Source organism: Pontibacillus yanchengensis (assembly GCF_009856295.1).
In the GTDB taxonomy this organism is placed as follows: Bacteria; Bacillota; Bacilli; order Bacillales; family BH030062; genus Pontibacillus; species Pontibacillus yanchengensis_A.
On sequence record NZ_WMEU01000001.1, the window covers coordinates 1467114 to 1485810 of the forward strand.

General features: G+C 37.5%; 11 protein-coding genes. All 11 read right to left on the minus strand.

What is annotated here, in order from left to right:
* Window positions 1-30 precede the first annotated feature (30 nt).
* Window positions 31-1788, minus strand: coding sequence for an oligopeptide ABC transporter substrate-binding protein (opp4A, locus tag GLW08_RS07060; protein WP_160847810.1), 1758 nt, complete (start codon window positions 1786-1788; stop codon window positions 31-33).
* 34 nt (window positions 1789-1822) lie between these two features.
* Window positions 1823-2809, minus strand: coding sequence for an ABC transporter ATP-binding protein (locus GLW08_RS07065; RefSeq protein WP_160847936.1), 987 nt, complete (start codon window positions 2807-2809; stop codon window positions 1823-1825).
* 11 nt (window positions 2810-2820) lie between these two features.
* The gene (locus tag GLW08_RS07070; RefSeq protein WP_160847811.1) at window positions 2821-3846 is read right to left on the minus strand and encodes an ABC transporter ATP-binding protein; all 1026 of its coding nucleotides are present in this window, start codon (window positions 3844-3846) and stop codon (window positions 2821-2823) included.
* Between the two features lie 238 nt (window positions 3847-4084).
* A complete protein-coding gene (gene yhbH, locus GLW08_RS07075) occupies window positions 4085-5248 on the minus strand; it encodes a sporulation protein YhbH (RefSeq protein ID WP_160847812.1) in 1164 nt (387 codons plus the stop codon).
* 260 nt (window positions 5249-5508) lie between these two features.
* On the minus strand, window positions 5509-6270 hold the full coding sequence (gene yidC / locus GLW08_RS07080) for a membrane protein insertase YidC (RefSeq protein ID WP_160847813.1): 762 nt from the start codon (window positions 6268-6270) through the stop codon (window positions 5509-5511).
* Window positions 6271-6295: 25 nt separating this feature from the next.
* Window positions 6296-6604, minus strand: a complete 309-nt coding sequence (locus GLW08_RS07085; protein WP_160847814.1) for a hypothetical protein — start codon at window positions 6602-6604, stop codon at window positions 6296-6298.
* A gap of 675 nt (window positions 6605-7279) precedes the next feature.
* A complete protein-coding gene (gene odhB / locus GLW08_RS07090) occupies window positions 7280-8584 on the minus strand; it encodes a 2-oxoglutarate dehydrogenase complex dihydrolipoyllysine-residue succinyltransferase (RefSeq protein WP_160847815.1) in 1305 nt (434 codons plus the stop codon).
* Complete coding sequence (locus GLW08_RS07095; RefSeq protein WP_160847816.1) at window positions 8571-11438, minus strand: 2-oxoglutarate dehydrogenase E1 component; 2868 nt, start codon at window positions 11436-11438, stop codon at window positions 8571-8573. The genes odhB and GLW08_RS07095 overlap by 14 nt, the downstream gene beginning before the upstream one ends.
* A 276-nt stretch (window positions 11439-11714) precedes the next feature.
* Window positions 11715-13820 carry an RNA degradosome polyphosphate kinase gene (locus GLW08_RS07100; protein ID WP_160847817.1) on the minus strand — a complete coding sequence of 702 codons (2106 nt, stop codon included), beginning with the start codon at window positions 13818-13820 and terminating at the stop codon, window positions 11715-11717.
* Between the two features lie 308 nt (window positions 13821-14128).
* The gene (ppx, locus tag GLW08_RS07105) at window positions 14129-15661 is read right to left on the minus strand and encodes an exopolyphosphatase (protein ID WP_160847818.1); all 1533 of its coding nucleotides are present in this window, start codon (window positions 15659-15661) and stop codon (window positions 14129-14131) included.
* A 752-nt stretch (window positions 15662-16413) separates the two neighbouring features.
* The gene (locus tag GLW08_RS07110; protein WP_160847819.1) at window positions 16414-18309 is read right to left on the minus strand and encodes a PrkA family serine protein kinase; all 1896 of its coding nucleotides are present in this window, start codon (window positions 18307-18309) and stop codon (window positions 16414-16416) included.
* Between the last annotated feature and the right edge of the window lie 388 nt (window positions 18310-18697).

The following is an 18697-nucleotide window of genomic DNA, read 5'->3' on the forward strand; positions in this document are numbered from 1 at the left end:
TCCCCTTATCTGTTACAAGCTAGTAACCTATTATTCTTTAATGTACCATTCGTTTGGTAGATTACTTCCAGAAACATCGTATTCCACGCCACCGACACGCTTGTTAATGCCTTGAAGTTCTTGTAACTCTGCAATATAAAGCATTGGAAGCTCTTCATTTGCAAGTTGTTGCCATTCTGTATAAATTTCTTGACGTTTTTCTTTATCTGTTCCTACTACTTCTACATCAAGCGCTTTTTCTAGTAATTCATCACTCTTTTCGTTGTTCCAACGAGTGTAGTTCCAAAGAGCGTCTGAAGACCAAAGCGCTGTTGGGTCTGGGTCTGTACCAGTACTCCATCCACCGTAGAACACTTCAATGTCGTCACTATCTTTTTCAATCTTGTCATAGTACAAGGAACCTTCAATCATCTCAAGAGTTGTTTGTAGACCAATGTCGTTCCAGTACTGTGTTAGAGCCTTCGCACGTGCTTCAAATGTTGGATTTGTAGATGAATAGTGAGAGAAGTTTACTACAAACTCGTCACCATTTGGATCTTCACGGAAACCATCATCATTTGTATCTTTGTATCCTGCTTCGTCTAGAAGACTCTTCGCTTTTTCAGGGTCATATTCATACTGCTGTAAGTCACTATCATCAGCTGCAATCCAGTGATTTGATGGTACTGGTGCATCTACAGGAGAACCATAACCACTAAAGAATGCATCAATCCACTCTTGGCGATTAATAGCATGGTACATCGCCTTACGTAATTTTTTGTCTTGATATTTTTCTTTTTGTTCTACAATTTCTTTTTTCTCATTATCAAACACACCTAATTTAAAGCCAACATAGTAGTAGGATAGACCAGGATACGTAACAAGTTCAACGTTTTCCATGCTTTCTACTTCTTCACCTAATGTTGGGTGTACAGGAACCATATCTACTTCACCGTTTTGAAGTGCTCCAGATACAGCTTTATTATCGATAACTTTAACAATAATCTTGTCTAAGTTCGGTGCACCTTTAAAATAATCTTCGTTAGCGATAAACTCATAGGTTTCACCAGGAACAACTTTACCCATTTTAAATGGACCAGTACCGATTGGAGTCGTACGAGTGTATTCATGTCCTAATATTTCGGAAACCGGTACATCTTTCCAACGATTTTCATTCATCGGATAACTCCAGATGTTAATTAAGTTGTTTACACGAGCTTTATCAAATGTAACCTTTACTTCATAATCATTAATTACCTCAATACCAGAGATGCTATCTGCTTCGCCTTTGTTATACGCTTCAGCACCTTCAATAGTTTGAACATTTGAGTAACGAGGACCTTCATAATCTGGATCCGCTAACGTTTCTAGAGCAAAGACCCAGTCATTAACCGTTAGCTCATCACCATTGTGCCACTTAACACCTTCTTCAAATTTGAAAGTGTACGTTTTGTTATCTTCTGTTTCCCAATTTGCTAAGTGTGGTTCCGGAGCTAAATTTTCATCATATGTGAAAAGTGGATCAACCATAAACTGAAGAATTTCAAAATCTGTAGCTGTACCATAATAATGGACGTTTAGAATTCCTTCAGGCTCAGAGTCAATCGCATATGTTAGTGTTCCACCTTGTTTTGGTTCGCCGTCAGCGTTTTCTTCCGTTTCTGTACCTTCATCAGAACTTGAATCTTCCGTTGTATCTTCTTCAGAATCTGTTTGCGCTTCCGTATCATCTCCACTATTACAAGCAGCCAGGAACAACGAAAGCATTAACACCATGGATAAAAGCCAATATAATCTCTTGTTCTTCATGAGTGAACCCCCCTGTTAATTGTTTAAATAATGATTAATCGTAAAGAATACATGCAACGTGCTGACCTGGTTTCACCTCCTTTAAATCAGGTTTGATGCTTGAGCATCGATCCATCGCCTTTGGACACCTTGTATGAAATGGACAGCCAGAAGGTGGATTTTCAGGACTTGGTACATCTCCTTGTAAGACGATTCGTTCCCTTTTCTCTCCCATTTTAGAAGCATCAGGAACAGCTGAAATTAAGGCTTGAGTGTAAGGGTGCAATGGATTATCGTAAATGGAATGCTTGTCTGCTACCTCTACGATATTACCTAAATACATCACACCAATTCGGTCACTCATATGCTTTACCACACTTAAGTCGTGTGCAATAAACAAATAGGTTAAATCAAATTCATCTTGAAGTTCATTCAACAAGTTAAGTACCTGAGATTGTACAGATACATCAAGAGCAGATACCGGCTCATCGGCAATAATCAATTTAGGCTTTAACGCTAAAGCTCTAGCTATTCCAATTCGTTGACGCTGTCCACCTGAAAATTCGTGAGCATATTTATAATATGCTTCCTCCGGGAGGCCAACACGCGTTAGTAAATCCATCACTTCAACCTTTAACTCATCTTTGTTTTTATTCTTATAATAATTATGAATAGGCTCACTTACGATATCCCCAACCATTTGCATTGGATTCAAGGAAGCGTATGGATCCTGAAATACCATTTGAATATCTTGACGTATATCTCTAAGTCGTTTTCCATTTATATTCGTAATGTCCTCATTGTCAAAAGTGACTTTTCCACCTGTAGGTGTTAACAATCGTAAGATAGATCGGCCAGTTGTCGATTTTCCACAACCGGATTCTCCTACTAAACCAAGTGTTTCCCCTTTTCGAATGGTAAAGGATACACCATCTACAGCCTTAACTGCTCCAATAGTTCTTCGAAAGAAACCACCCTTTACCGGAAAATGCATTTGTAAGTTTTCAACTTCTAATAGATTATTAGTTTGAAAGGTTTTCATTTGGGTAATAGTCAATGTGACACCTCTTTTGCAGGTCGACTTGTCTCATAGAGGAGGCAAGCTACTTCATGACCGTACTCATTTTCTTTAAGCTCAGGTGTTACCTCTGTACATTCTTTCATAGCCTTTGGACAACGATTGGCAAACCGACACCCAACATGTGGCATGTTTTTTAGTGAAGGTACCATTCCATCAATTGTGGCTAACTGATCCGTTTCTACATCCATTCTTGGTATTGACCCCATTAGCAATTCAGTATAGGGATGCTTCGGCTCCTTAAATAATCTTCTTACATCTGTTTTTTCTACAATACGTCCGGCATACATTACGATAACCTCATCACATGATTCAGAAACAACTCCTAAGTCATGGGTAATGAGAATAATGGACATGTTATTTTTCCGTTGAATATCCTTTAGCAGCTCCAGTATTTGAGCTTGAACAGTTACATCTAGCGCTGTAGTTGGCTCATCTGCAATAAGAAGCTGGGGTTGACAAGCTATGGCCATAGCGATCATCACTCTTTGCCTCATACCCCCAGATAGTTGATGCGGATATTCATACACAACCTTCTCTGGTCTAGAGATTCCCACAGCTGTTAGTAGTTGTACCACTTTTTGCCTAGCTTCTTTTTTTGAGATTTTAAAATGGTTATGTAGCACTTCTTCTAATTGATAACCTATGGTGAACACTGGATTCAATGACGTCATAGGCTCCTGAAAGATCATTGCTATATCTTTCCCACGTATTTTATTCATTTCGTTATCATTTAAGTTCTCTAAGTTACGACCTTTAAATTTGATTTCCCCTGCATTTACCTTACCTATTCCTTTGGGAAGCAATCCCATAATCGATAACGACATAACACTTTTACCACATCCCGATTCACCTACAACCCCAATCACTTTACCAGGTTCCACATGAAATGTTACTCGATCGACCGCATTATAATCCTTTCCATCAATCCCAAAAGCTGTTTCCAGATTTTTCACTTCGAGCAAAGGGGCTTTCCCTTGCGATTGTTGAAAGTGATTCATATGTACACCTCTGAAAATTAGTATTTTTAGCAAATTTGGTAATTTTCTGATATTTCTTTTATATAGTATCCTAATATTTAACTACTAGTCAATCATTTCTTTACAAAAATATTACTTTTCTACAAATTTCGATAAAATTTAACTATTTTTTTCAAAATATAATCTCTGTTTATTCATTCATTTTAATCACAAAAAAATAAGCCCTCTCATATTATGAGAAGGCCTTAGCGAATTGTATTTATTTTGCAACTATCGCTTCTTCATTTTCTTGGAAGAAATGCTTCATGGCGTAGAAAACATCTGCTTTTCTACGAAGCACAAAATGTCTAAAACGAGGATCTTCGATTTTTTTATAGGAAGACATCAGGGTACTGTGCCTATTATACTGGTTTACTTCACCATACCCAAACATACTCGATAGATCCATCAAGTCATTCACATATTTTAAGCAACGCTTGTTATCCGAAGTTAAATTGTCACCATCTGAAAAATGGAATGGATAAATGTTATATCGATCAGGATGGTATTTCTCTTCAATTAGATCTAACGCTTTTTTATATGCTGATGAACAAATAGTTCCTCCACTTTCACCTTTTGAAAAGAAATCATCCTCTGAAACAACCTTAGCCTCTGTATGATGTGCAATAAACTCAATATCTACTGTTTCGTACTTCGTTCTCAAGAATCTGGTCATCCAAAAGAAAAAGCTACGACTCATATACTTTTCCCATACCCCCATAGAACCTGAGGTATCCATCATCGCCAACACCACAGCCTTCGATTCAGGCTTAACAACATCATTCCATGTTTTGTAACGAACATCTTCAGGATAAATAGGATTAAACGTAGACTCACCTGACATCGCATTCCGTTTAAATGCTTCTAGCATCGTTCGTTTTTTGTCAATGTTTCCTTGTAACCCTGTTTTTCGAATATCATTAAACTCTACATCTGTTGTAACGATATTGTCTTTTTCTTTTTCTTGTAGATTAGGGAGTTCAAGTTGAGTAAATAGTACTTCTTCTAATTCTGCAAGTGATACCTCTGCTTCATAATAATCTTCACCTGCTTTATCACCTGCTTTATCACCTTTCCCTGCTGCCTTTTTAGGAGAACCGTCTTTCGCAATTACATCCCCTACTTGACTATCACCTTTCCCCTGACCTACATGTTTGTTTTTATCATAGTTATATCTAATCTTATATTCATCCAACGAACGAATCGGAATTTTCACGACATCTTTACCATTCGACATAATAATACTTTCTTCAGAAATCAGGTCCGGAAGTTGGTTTTTAATTGCATCTTGTACTTTTTCTTGGTGGCGTTGTTGGTCATCGTAACCCTTTCTATGGAGGGACCAGTTTTCTTCAGAAATCACAAAACTTTTAGAACGACTCATCCTTACCCCTCCTTCATATTGTTTACTCTTATACTATGCAGTGATTGTCATTTTGATTAAAAATTCTGATAATTTATTCTATAAATGTATTTCTCTTTTTTTATCCTATTCTTGCATGCATTATGATATCCGTAATGTTAGGTCTAATTGAGTTTCCGTAAAAATAAAAAAACCCTAAGACTACAAAAATAATCTCAGAGTTTTTCTTTATAGTTATATTCATGAAGAACCACTTAGCCAAATTGAAAAGTGATTGTAAATTAAGAAGCTTCTTCTTTAGACTGTGAATATAATTTTCTTCCTAACCAAGTTTGAAGAATCAAGAACAATCCTCCTACTGCCCAATACAGGGGCAAGGCTGCTGGTGCAGTTAAAGAAATGACTAGAATCATAACAGGAGATAATAATCCCATTATTTTCATTTGTTTCTTCTGTGCGTCTGGTACTCCAATAAGGGATACTTTATATTGTATATAATATAGAATTCCTGCGATAATCGCCATGCTTATATCTGGTTGACCTAGGTCGAACCACATAAAGGAATGCGTAGCAATTTCTTCAGAACTACGTATTGCGTAATAGAACCCCATCAATACTGGCATTTGTAGCAACAATGGAAGGCAACCCATGTTAAGCGGATTCACCCCATGCTTTTGGTAAAGGTACATCATCTCTTTCTGTAATTGTTGCTTATCTTCCTGAGAAGTAGCTTCTTTTAACCTATTTTGTACATCATCTATTTCTGGTTTAATAGCTGCCATTTTTGTTTTCATGGACTGTTGCTTTTTATACATATTGAGCATCGACGGCATAAGAATAAGGCGTATAATCAACGTTACCACGATGATTGCAACACCGTAGCTACCACTAAACCATTCTGCTAATGATTGGATAGCTATCGAAAATGGTTGTACAAAAAATTCATTAAAGAATCCATCCCCACCACCAGATTTTGCAGAACATCCTGCTAAAAAGAGGGTAGATACTAGAAATAGCATGATCAGTTGCATTGTTCTTTTCATTTATTATTTCCTCCTCATTATTCAATTACGTTGTTATGGTTTGAATAATGAGGCTATGGTCTTCGTCCGGTGAACCTTCTTGCTTCTTAATGGTTTTTTGAATCCAATTAATAATGTGGTTTGTAGATCCTATGTTGGTTTGCAGAGAGTCAAAAGTAAATGAATCACGTTCTTCTACTCCCCATCCTTTTGTAAGCCATGCTGATGCATCACTTACAAACGATGCCCAAACCCGATTTAATGCTAGTGATAAGAACATGCTGACATAAAATGAATACAGCAACGGATCATTCACTAGGTCCAGATCCAACAAATATTCAATAAACATATTCATTGGGAGCTACTCCTTGAATGTTGTGTCTTGTTAGATATATACGTTTTATACACCAAAACGTTTCATGTAACTTATGTTACATCTTCCCTATTGTAAAAATCAATGTATTTACGTATGAAAAGAAACTTCATAAGTTATTACATAAAAGCCCCATTATCTTGAAGACTTGGATTCGAGATAATCTGGGTAAGAGAAATGTTTCCGTTGTATTATTTAGAGAAAAGATGGGCCTGGAAATAGCTCGCTTTCCTGCGGTCCTACACGATGTAGGATCGTTCGACGTTGTCACACGATGTGACGGTCTTAGTCGAACTTCATCTGGATCGATTCGTCTCTTCTTGCCAAAACGTGGCCCTGTGGGGCTCGACACATCTGTTTTTCCGCGGGAGTCTCACCATTTCCAGGCCTATCTTTGCATTCGTTTGGTTCTTGGCTGTTCTCCAAAGCGTGAAATATATAGTCCCCACACACCACCTTGCTATGTTTCCGTTTCTGAGTCTTCAAAATTATGCCTCTTATTTGGAATATGACATCATATACCATGCTGGGATTAGATTTTTGAAACTATCTAGTGAGTGAAAATTACCAATTGGCAAGTATTGTTTAAATAGAGGAGAATACTTCATAAAAAAGAGGATGTCCATTGATTGGACATCCTCTCTGTATCCTATGATATTAACCTTCGAGAAGAAGATTATAAGGATCTTCTAGCATTTCTTTCAAACGTACAAGGAATTGTACCGCTTCTTTACCGTCTACGATACGGTGATCGTAAGATAAAGCGATATACATCATTGGACGAACTTCGATTGAATCATCTGGCATAACCATGGCGCGTTTCTGGATGCTGTGCATTCCTAGGATACCAACTTGAGGTGTGTTCAAGATTGGTGTAGAAAGCATTGATCCAAAAATACCACCATTTGTAATGGTAAAGGAACCACCTTGAAGCTCGTCTAGAGATAGTTCTTTTTTCTGAGCTTTTTTGCCAAGACGACCAATTTCTTTTTCAATTCCTGCGAAACCTAGACGGTCTGCATCACGAACAACTGGTACAACTAATCCTTCGTCAGTGGAAACGGCCATACCGATATCATAGAACTGCTTCTTCACTATTTCGTCGCCTTGAATTTCCGCATTTAGTAACGGGAATTCTTTCAAGGCACCGACAACAGCTTTTGTAAAGAAGGACATGAAACCAAGTTTCACATCATGCTTTTCTTGGAATTGATCTTTTCGTTCTTTACGAAGCTCCATAATCGCTGTCATATCTACTTCATTAAACGTTGTAAGCATAGCAGCTGTTTGCTGTGCTTCTACCAGACGTTTAGAGATCGTTTGACGGCGGCGAGACATTTTCTCACGCTCAACAGGCTTATCAAACTCGGTTTTCTCTGATTTCTTATCAGGTTTTTTGTCAGCTTTCTTATCATTCTTTGGCTTTTCTTCTTTTTGTTTTGCTGCCGCTTCAACGTCTTCCGGACGAATACGACCTAATGGATCATTAGAATGAATGTTATTTAAGTCAATCCCTAATTCACGGGCTCTCTTACGAGTAGCAGGAGAAGCTACTACTTCTTTATTAGGATCCTTTTTCTCATGTTGTTGATCAGCAGCTTTTGTTTCTTCCTGCTTCTGTTCAGAAGATGGTTGTTCTTCTGCTTGGTTTTGACTTTCATTTTCATTATTTGATGCTTGTTCTGAACTTTCTTCTTGTTTCTCTTCGGAGGAGCTACCAGCTTCACCGTTTTCATCTACCTTCGCGATCGTATCTCCAACTTCTACATCTTCCCCTTCTTGCTTAAGCACTTCAGCAAGAACACCTGTATAATCAGAGTTCACCTCTATATTTACTTTATCTGTTTCTAATTCCAGAATTGGATCCCCTTTTTGAACGGAGTCCCCTTCTTTTACAAGCCATTCTGAGATAGTTCCTTCTGTGATAGATTCAGCAAGCTCTGGTACTTTAATTTCCTTCATTGGTATCTCCTCCTTTGTTTAGCTTCAACGCTTCATGAATGATTCTATTTTGCTCTGTTTTGTGGATGTTCGGTTCTCCTACGGCTGGAGAAGATCGATGAGGACGACCACTGTAACTTAGTTCTTGGTCATCTCCAATTAGTTCATAAAGAATTTCTTTCACGAAATCCCAACTACCCATATTTCTTGGTTCTTCTTGGACCCAAACAATTTCTTTCACATTAGGATAACGCTCTAACGTTTCTTGTAGCTGACGATCAGGGAATGGATAGATTTGTTCTGCACGTAGTACGTGTAGCCAATCCCAATTATTGTCTTTCGCTTCATCAATTGCCTCTTCTATATCAACCATAATCTTTCCGCTACCAATTACAATACGAGTCACTTGTTCTTCATTCTTTCCAAGTCCAGGTTGTTCAAGCAACGGTTCAAACTTACCCTCGCTTAATAATTTACCATCAGAAGCAACTCGCTGATTTCGTATTAAGCTCTTTGGAGACATTAATACAAGTGGACGAGCTTCATCGCGGTCTCCGATTTCAGCTTGACGACGTAGTAAATGAAAGTATTGCGCTGCAGAAGTAACATTAGCAACAGTCCAGTTATGCTCAGCGCTTAGTGTTAAGAAACGCTCTAATCGTGCACTGGAGTGCTCTGGTCCTTGACCTTCATATCCATGAGGAAGCAACATCACCAAGCTCGACTTTTCTCCCCATTTTGCACGTCCCGCTGAAATGAACTGATCTATTATAACTTGGCCAGCATTTGCAAAGTCACCATATTGGGCTTCCCAAATAACAAGTGCTTCCGGTGCCTGGACACTATATCCATATTCAAAGCCTAACACACCTGTTTCATTAAGAGGACTATTATGAATTGAGAACGAAGCTTGAGCTTGTTCTAAGCCATGCATAGGACAATATGTCGAACCATCTTCCACATCATGCAACACTAAATGGCGATGAGCAAATGTACCACGTTGGCTATCTTGTCCAGTCATGCGAATTGGTTTTCCATCTGCAAGAATAGAAGCAAATGCCAGTGATTCCCCAAGTGCCCAATCCACTTTATTACCTTCTTCTAGAGCATTTTCACGCCGTTGTAAAATTTTCTCAAGCTTACGGAATACATTAAAGTTATCCGGGCGCTGAAGTAATCCTTTATTTAATTCTTTTAGTTGGTCTAACGGTACGGCTGTTTCAATATCCTCAAGCTTACTTTCTACTGCTTCAGGAAGCTTCTTAACATCCCGCTCACCCGTTTCATTTTCTTTCATGTTTTCATAAATATCTTTTAGCTTCTGATCAATCGTTTCTTTCACTTGATCAAATTCACCTTCGCTGATGGTTCCTTCTTCTTGAAGATGTTGAGCATATCGAGTAGCTACAGTAGGCTGCTGATCAATGCGTTGATATAAATAAGGCTGTGTTCCACGTGGCTCATCCATCTCATTATGTCCATAACGACGATACCCGACAAGATCTATTAAGAAATCCTTATGGAATTTCTGACGATATTCATAGGCCAATTGTACAGCTGACAAGCAAGCTTCAGGATCATCTGCATTAACGTGAATAATCGGAATTTCATATCCCTTGGCAAGGTCACTAGCATAACGAGTAGAACGCCCTTCCTTTTGACCCGTTGTAAAGCCTAGTAAATTATTCGCTATAATATGAATGGAACCACCAGCGCGATAGCCTGGTAAATCACTCATATTTAACGTTTCCGCTACGACACCTTCACCTGGAAATGCAGCATCTCCGTGAATCAAAATGGAAAAAGCTTTACCTGTATCCTGTGAAACATCCCCGCGCTCACTTCGGTCGTCTTGTGCAGCACGAGTAAATCCTTCCACAACTGGATTAACAAACTCCAAGTGAGATGGATTGTGGGCTAGTGTCACCCTCGTAGAACGTTCTTCATGACTATTCTTAACATCACGACTAGCACCAAAGTGATATTTTACATCTCCAGTCCAACCATAGTTAATTCCCATTGAACCTTCTGAAGGCACAAGTTCTTTATTTGGAGCATGGTGGAATTCAGAGAAAATCTTTTCATAAGGTTTCCCTAGGATATGGGCTAATACATTTAGTCGGCCACGGTGCGCCATCCCCATCATAATGTCATTCATCTTATCTTCAGACGAAGCACGGACCATATAATCAAGCATTGGAACCATTACGTCTAATCCTTCAATGGAGAAACGCTTCTGTGCAACAAATGTCTTTGCTAGAAAATGCTCAAAACCTTCCACTTCGGTTAATTGATTTAATAGTTCCTTCTTTCTGTCATTATCTAAAGATACTTGGTAAGCACCAGTTTCAATTTTATGTTGTATCCAGTTGTGCTCTTCATCGTTATGAACATGATCCACTTCAAATGAGATATTACCAGCATAGTACTTTTTCAGCTCTTGAATGACCTGCTTCCCATTATGAACATGGTTTGGGGCCTCTTCCCATATCCAAGTAGCTGGTATTGATTCCAAATCCTTCTCAGACAAGCCGTAAGTTTTTGAATCAAGTAGTGGAGAATACCTTTCCTCCTGAGGTGGAACAGCGTAAATATTGGCTTCTAAATGCCCATTACGACGAATAGCCTCAACCAATTTCATAGCTGAGGTAACCTTTTTAATATCTCCAGAGGATGCCCCTTGCTCTACAGCTTGACCACCTTGACCTTGCATCCAATCTGGAGCACCATATTTATCAAAAACCTCTTTTAATGATGCATCGACCCTAGTTGGATCGTCTAAGTATAAATCGTACTGCTCTTCAATGTACCCCATGTTGGGGCCATGAAATTGTTCCCAAATATTAGTATTGGAACCGCTAATCTTATTCGACACGTTTACTACCCCCAATAGAAGTTCGCTTTCTTTGAAGTAACCGTTTGCAAACTCATCTTCTATTATAATTTTTTTCCGTTTCACTCTTCAACTACTTTACCCTAGTTTTTTAAAAGAAAAAACAAAAATTTAGAAATATGTGATAGAAAAGCACGACTTTTCATGAATATTGTTAAAATTAAAGGTTGTTGTGTATCCTTATAAAGGTAACGGTAGTAAAAAGAGTACAAATATACAGAATTTGTATATTTGTACTCTCCCCCTCATGTGTGTTCTTTATTCTTCGTCTTCTTTCACGGTATAAGCCATACCAAAAAGGTCCATTTGACTATCAATTTCTTTTTCATCTTCTGGTTTTTTAACGTAGTGATAGTTTCCATGATCATCTTGAACCCTTGCTTTCATGTTGTCAGATAACATAATTTGAAGGATATTATACAAGCGATCTTTCACATGGATATCGTAAATAGGGAATAGTAATTCTACCCTTTTTTCCATATTTCTCGTCATCATATCAGCGGAAGAAAGGAACATTTTATCTTCACCATTACTATAAAAGTAATAAATCCTACTATGCTCCAAAAATCTCCCTACGATGCTTCTCACTCTAATATTTTCACTAACATCTTCAATTCCAGGACGTAAGCAACAGATACCACGTACAATTAAATCAATCTGTACTCCTGCACAAGAACATTCATACATTTTCATAATAAGGTCTTTGTCCGTAAGAGAATTCATTTTGGCAATGATTTTACCATTGCCGTACAGACGATGATTTTCTATTTCTTCATCCATATATTTCAAGAAATCCTTCTTAATATCAAAAGGCGCCATAGAGATATGATGATAGGATGGTTTCTCCGTGTATCCACTTAAATAGTTAAAGAAATTTGTTCCATCTATACCAAACTTACGATCTGACGTAATAATCCCCATATCAGTATATAGTTTGGCGGTCTGATCATTATAGTTACCTGTTCCAAGGTGAACAAAGCGTTGGATTTGATGTTTCTTTCTACGCACAACAAGTGTAATTTTACTGTGTGTTTTCAAGTAGTTCATACCATATATTACATGACATCCAGCTTTTTCAAGCTCTTTTGCCCATTGTACGTTATTCTCTTCATCAAAGCGAGCCTTTAATTCGACAAGTACAGTTACTTGCTTTCCGCTCTCAGCTGCGCGTTTTAACCCATCTATTACAGGTGAATCCCCACTCACTCGATAAAGCGTTTGTTTAATTGCAAGCACATCAGGGTCATCAGCTGCTTCCGAAACAAAATCTAATACTGGCTGAAATGCCTCATAAGGGTGGTGCAAGAATATATCGCGTTCAGAAGCAATATCAAACAATTCTTCTTCAGAACCTAAATCTTTAGGTGGCTGAGGAATTAGCCCTTCATAGACCAAGTTTTCTCGATATGATTCTAACTCTTTATGGAATTTGAACAGATACGTTAGATCTAATGGACCTTCGACCTCATACACATCTTTGCGATGAATTTCTAATACATTTAATAAAAACTCAAGCACTTGTGGATCAAACTGATTTCGTTTAATTTCTAAGCGAACCGCCGCTCCCCACTTACGTTTCTTTAACTCTTTTTCAATTTCTTTAAGAAGGTCTCTAGCTCCTTCTTCATGAATCGTCATATCAGCATTTCTAGTAATTCTGAATTCAGTCACAGACTTTACCTTATAGCCTTTAAACATCTTTTGTATATAGTAACTGATGACATCTTCAAGCATAATGAAGCGTTTCTTATCATCATTGTCTTCATTTTCAATTTCAATAAAACGATCCAACACAGCTGGAACTTGGACAATAGCTGTTTTGATCTCACTTTCAAATTCATCATATTCATCTTCTAACACTACAGCTAAGTTGATACTTTTGTTGAGTAGCATAGGGAAAGGTCTATATGCATCGACAGCCATAGGTGTTAAAACAGGGAAGATTTGCTCATCAAAATAATGCTCCATTAGATTCTGTTCTTCTTCATTTAAATCGTCAATTGATACAAAGAAGACATTTTCTTTCTCGAGCATTGGTATCAGCACATGTTGATACGTTGAGTATTGCATATCAACAAGCTTATGGTTTTTTTCGGAGATCTTTACTAGTTGTTCTTTAGGTGTTAAGCCAGCCTTGTTTTCTGGTTTATTGAATCCAGCTTTCACTTGGTCTTTTAATCCTGCCACACGAACCATGAAAAATTCATCTAGATTGGAACTAAAAATGGCTAAGAATTTACATCTTTCCAATAAAGGGTTGCGTTTATCTAAAGCTTCTTGAAGAACTCGTTCATTAAATGCTAGCCAGCTTAATTCTCGGTTATTATAAAATTGAGGGTTTCCTAAATCAGTTACTTGATTCATATGGTTCCTCCTCACCCTTTCCTATAGTCAGAGACATATTGCATCAACTATATCGTACAATGCGAATGTAAAGACAAGATTAAAATTATTTAAACCCAATGTTAAGCATAGAAAATCCGGTCTGATTTTTGCGTTTAGAAAACACCTTGAAAGTTACTTTTTAACTATACCCTTTATACTGTTTTCTGATACTGGTTATGCTATAAAACCACACCGATACTCACTTTTGACACAAAAACATTCTGGTTTAAGCGTGTACCAGAATGTTTGTTGTAGATGATTTTATTTTAACTTTTAACACACTCTATTTATTCATGAGGTTGGAAGACAACATTAATTTTCTTCTTCAATGCTTTCTCTAAGTGCTTCTTTTGTTTCTCTACCTGATATTCTTCAGGCATTGATTCTTGGTTGCAGTATGCAGTGATATTTATATCCTCATCCTGAATATCTATATCCAAATCATCTACAATACTTCTTCTTGTAGAATCAAAGCTGAAAGCGAGTTTAATCATAGCCCCTAATGTTCTTAATTTCTTCTGTTCTTCTTTCACAAACCAATGTTTATATGGTGATAAGTATTGTTTGAAGATAGGCTTACTTTTATAAGATGCAATTAAAGCAATTTTCAGACGTTCCTGATGTAATAATCCATCTATGGTTCGGTTAGCTAACAAATAAAAAGTGTGCTGAGAAGAAGACTCTGAATCAATGTATTCGCCTAAATTAAATACAAAAGCTCCTCTTTTTAATAAACCAACATCCGCCTTGGTTACATGTCCTACCCCCTGCATTCTAAATTCCTCAAATAGCTTAAGAGCAATATCTGTAACTTGATGAACATGTTTATAATCAATATCAAAATCAACAGCAAGCTCATTGAAGCTTTCCTCGATAACGTTTGGGAAAACAGATATCCCAAAATCATGCGTTAATTGCTCATAAAAAATGCCATCTCGTAGACCTTTACGGCTTAAAATAAATGATGAGGAATCCACGTATTCATATAAAGAATGAAAGACTTCAATAGCAGGAAGGATAATATCAGCACGATCTTTTGTAAGTCCTTCCACCTTTTGCAACTTTTTAAATGATAAGGTTAGCAGATAATTTTTTATAAACGCCATATCATTTTCATACATGCGATACTGGTGTAAGCCAGCAAGAGGATAACTCTTTAGAGCTTGATCCACTTGAACCATATTTCGCGCACTTCCACCAATTCCGATTAATGGCACATTGCAAGATTTTAACCATGGTAGCGAATTAAACTGTTCGCGCAGGTAATCTCTTACCTTATGCATTTCCTTTTCCGATGGTACATCATTTTTCACAAACATTTGCTTTAATGTTAGTGCTCCGAACGGAAAACTGTGGGAGTGCTTAATTTCACGATTTTCAAAGTACGTAATTTCCGTACTTCCTCCTCCTATATCTACTGTAATTCCTTCTTCAATAGCGGTTGAATTTACAACAGCTAGATACCCATAATACGCCTCTTCTTCTTCTGAAAGCGTTTGGATGTTATAGCCGATTCTCTGTTCTACTTCTGAAATAATCTCTTGTTGATTCTCCGCCTGTCGAATGGTAGCAGTCGCTACACATATAATTTGATTAAGATCGTATGTGTCTGTAACCTCTTTGAAGCTTTTTAGTATCTTTAATAATACTTCGATACCATCTTGATTTAAAACGTTTGTTTCCTCTAAGTAATTTCGAAGTCGTGCAACAGCTTTTACGTTCTCTATTTCTTGAAAACGTCCACTTTTCTCACGAAGATAAATGACAAGTCGAACTGTATTTGAACCTATATCGATTATCGCATAATATTCTTTGCTCAACGCTAACACACCTTTATGGTTTGTTCTTTATTTAATCACGAATTGGGTTCATTATAGCATAGTAGTAGAAGGTTTCATCACACATTCATTTAAAAAAACACGAAAATAATAATTATTATTATTCGATTTTTTCAACTTTACTTCTCTTCTTATTCCATAAAAAGCCCCATTATCTTGAAGACTTGGATTCGAGATATATTCAAGAGGTGATGGGTCCGATACTTGAAACGTGGAAGGGGGGTTACGGTGAAACACTCGCTTTCCTGCAGGCGAGCTGGTGAGCCTTCTCAGTCGCTTTGCTCCCTCCCGGGTCTCACCAACCTCTTTCTCCCGCGGGAGTCTCGTAGTTCCCCTTCACCCCCAGCTATCGGACCCACGGCCAAATGTTGTATGTCTGCCGAAAGGACACTGTTTGTAAAAAATAAAGTTTTATTTGTCCATAAGATCTACCCAAAGAGGGTTTTCACTAAAAATAAAAGCTTATATTCCATTTCTCCCAAACAACAGCAAAGGTGGCCGTGGAACAACTTTATTCTAACTAAATCTACGGAAACATCGCTCTTTCTGTGCACCAAATTTATCTCACCTTCAAGTCTACAAGATTATGCCTTGTATCCTGAATAACCTCTCTCCCCTGCTAATACTGTACACACACAAACAAGCACCCCAATCACATAGAATTGGGGTGCTCCTAAACTTAAATTTATAATTTTGTTACTAGCTTTCTGCAATAACAGGAAAAGCGTTACCTATTATCGATTTAAAAGACTACCTACATAGCGTAACAATTCATTTGCTGAAGAAGAGTTATAGCCATATTCATCTATCAAGGTGGCTATTACTTCATTAACTTTTTTCAGTTGTTGCTCATCAGGGGTCTTAGTTGATGTTGTAATTTTCACAACATCTTTTAAGTCAGCAAATAATTTCTTTTGGATTGCTTCTCTTAAACGTTCGTGAGAAGAGTAATCAAACTTCTTACCTTTACGAGCATAAGCAGAAATTCGAATTAAAATTTCTTCACGGAATGCTTTCTTCGCATTCTCAGAAATACCTATTTGTTCTTCAATAGAACGCATAAGCTTTTCGTCTGGATTTAATTCTTCTCCCGTCAATGGATCACGAAGCTTTGCCTTATTACAATAAGCTTCTACATTGTCTAAATAGTTATCCATAAGCGTCTTCGCTGATTCTTCATAAGAATATACAAATGCCTTCTGTACTTCTTTCTTAGCAAGTTCATCGTATTCTTTTCGAGCTGTAGAAATGAAATTTAGATAACGCTCTCGATCATCCTTTGAAATAGAAGCATGACTACTCAATCCATCCTTTAAGGAACGAAGAACGTCCAAAGCATTGATTGATGTCATTTCTTTCTTAATAATGGTAGAAGAAATACGGTTAATGACATAACGTGGGTCGATTCCACTCATACCTTCATCATGATGTTCACTCTTCAGTTCTTCCACATCAACATCACTAAAGCCTTCTACTGTTTCCCCATCATATAAGCGCATCTTCTTCAGTAAATCCACATTGTTTTTAGTAGAATCTTTTAATCTTGTTAAAATCGTGAACATCGCTGCCACCTTTAATGTGTGAGGGGCAATGTGAACATCTTTAATGTCACTTTGACGAATCATTTTTTCATAGATGCGTTCTTCCTGGGAGACTTTTAGGTTATATGGAACTGGCATTACAATCATCCGCGAGTGGAGTGCCTCATTTTTCTTATTTGAAATGAAGGAACGATACTCCGATTCGTTTGTATGCGCAATGATCATTTCATCAGCAGAAATTAACGCAAACCTTCCTGCTTTAAAATTTCCTTCCTGTGTTAGGGAAAGCAAATGCCATAGGAACTTCTCATCACACTTCAGCATTTCTTGAAACTCCATGATACCTCGATTTGCTTTATTTAATTCCCCATCGAATCGATAAGCACGAGGGTCAGATTCTGATCCATATTCAGCAATGGTAGAAAAGTCAATGGAACCTGTTAAATCCGCAATATCTTGAGATTTTGGATCTGATGGGCTGAACGTTCCTACCCCAACTCGCTTATCTTCAGAGAAGAAAATACGCTCTACTCTCATATCCTCAATACGTCCTCCATATTCCTTTTCCAGACGCATCATATTTAATGGAGAAAGATTGCCTTCAACACGGATGCCATAATCATCCGCAAAATCCTCACGCAGATGATGAGGTATGAGGTGCAAAGGATCCTCATGCATTGGACACCCTTTAATAGCATAGACCGCTCCTTCATCAGTATGAGAGAAGCGTTCCAATCCTCTCTTTAATAATGTAACTAAGGTTGATTTTCCTCCACTAACTGGCCCCATCAGTAATAAAATTCGTTTACGTACATCTAGTCGTTTAGCCGCCGGATGGAAGTACTCCTCTACCAATCGCTCCATCGCTTCTTCTAATCCAAAAATTTCATTATCAAAGAATTTGTAATTAAATTTCCCACTTTCCTCTTCAATCCCGGAGTGTTTAATCATATTGTAAACACGGGAGTGAGCTGATTGTGCAAGGTATGGACGTTCTTTAAGCATATCTAAATACTCTCCAAACGTACCTTCCCACTTTAAGCTTTCTTCTTCTTCCCTATAACTTTGAATTTTTTTTAAAATATCCACACACTAGACCTCCCCTGTCGGTGTTGGGAATTTACTGAATTAGTACAGTCTATGTCTGGTCTTTCTGAAAAATGAGTTCAAGGGTGATTAAGTTTGTATTATGTTAAATTTAAAGTGCAAAAAATTAGTCTACCGAACTCATATCTATTTCTCTAACAAACTCTCTCAACAAGAAGAATAACCTAGAAGCTTAGAATAAGATAAAGAAGAGATTTCGATTACAGATTATATGTTGGTTCAGACGTTATATATCTTCCAAGGTGAACATACCGACAATTATATAGAATGCAGAGCCAAACTTCATAAGAATAGCGCACTAGTTAAGTGCGCTATTTTATATGGACCTTGTAAATAAAAACACTATTCTTTTTACCAAGAACTTAACGAC

Excerpts from the sequence above, each read along its gene's own strand:
- GLW08_RS07100 (WP_160847817.1), bottom strand. The coding sequence starts at position 13,820 with ATGAATCAAGTAACTGATTTAGGAAACCCTCAATTTTATAATAACCGA.
- GLW08_RS07065 (WP_160847936.1), bottom strand. The coding sequence starts at position 2,809 with ATGAAAACCTTTCAAACTAATAATCTATTAGAAGTTGAAAACTTACAA.
- yhbH (WP_160847812.1), bottom strand. The coding sequence starts at position 5,248 with ATGAGTCGTTCTAAAAGTTTTGTGATTTCTGAAGAAAACTGGTCCCTC.
- opp4A (WP_160847810.1), bottom strand. The coding sequence starts at position 1,788 with ATGAAGAACAAGAGATTATATTGGCTTTTATCCATGGTGTTAATGCTT.
- GLW08_RS07070 (WP_160847811.1), bottom strand. The coding sequence starts at position 3,846 with ATGAATCACTTTCAACAATCGCAAGGGAAAGCCCCTTTGCTCGAAGTG.
- yidC (WP_160847813.1), bottom strand. The coding sequence starts at position 6,270 with ATGAAAAGAACAATGCAACTGATCATGCTATTTCTAGTATCTACCCTC.
- GLW08_RS07085 (WP_160847814.1), bottom strand. The coding sequence starts at position 6,604 with ATGAATATGTTTATTGAATATTTGTTGGATCTGGACCTAGTGAATGAT.
- odhB (WP_160847815.1), bottom strand. The coding sequence starts at position 8,584 with ATGAAGGAAATTAAAGTACCAGAGCTTGCTGAATCTATCACAGAAGGA.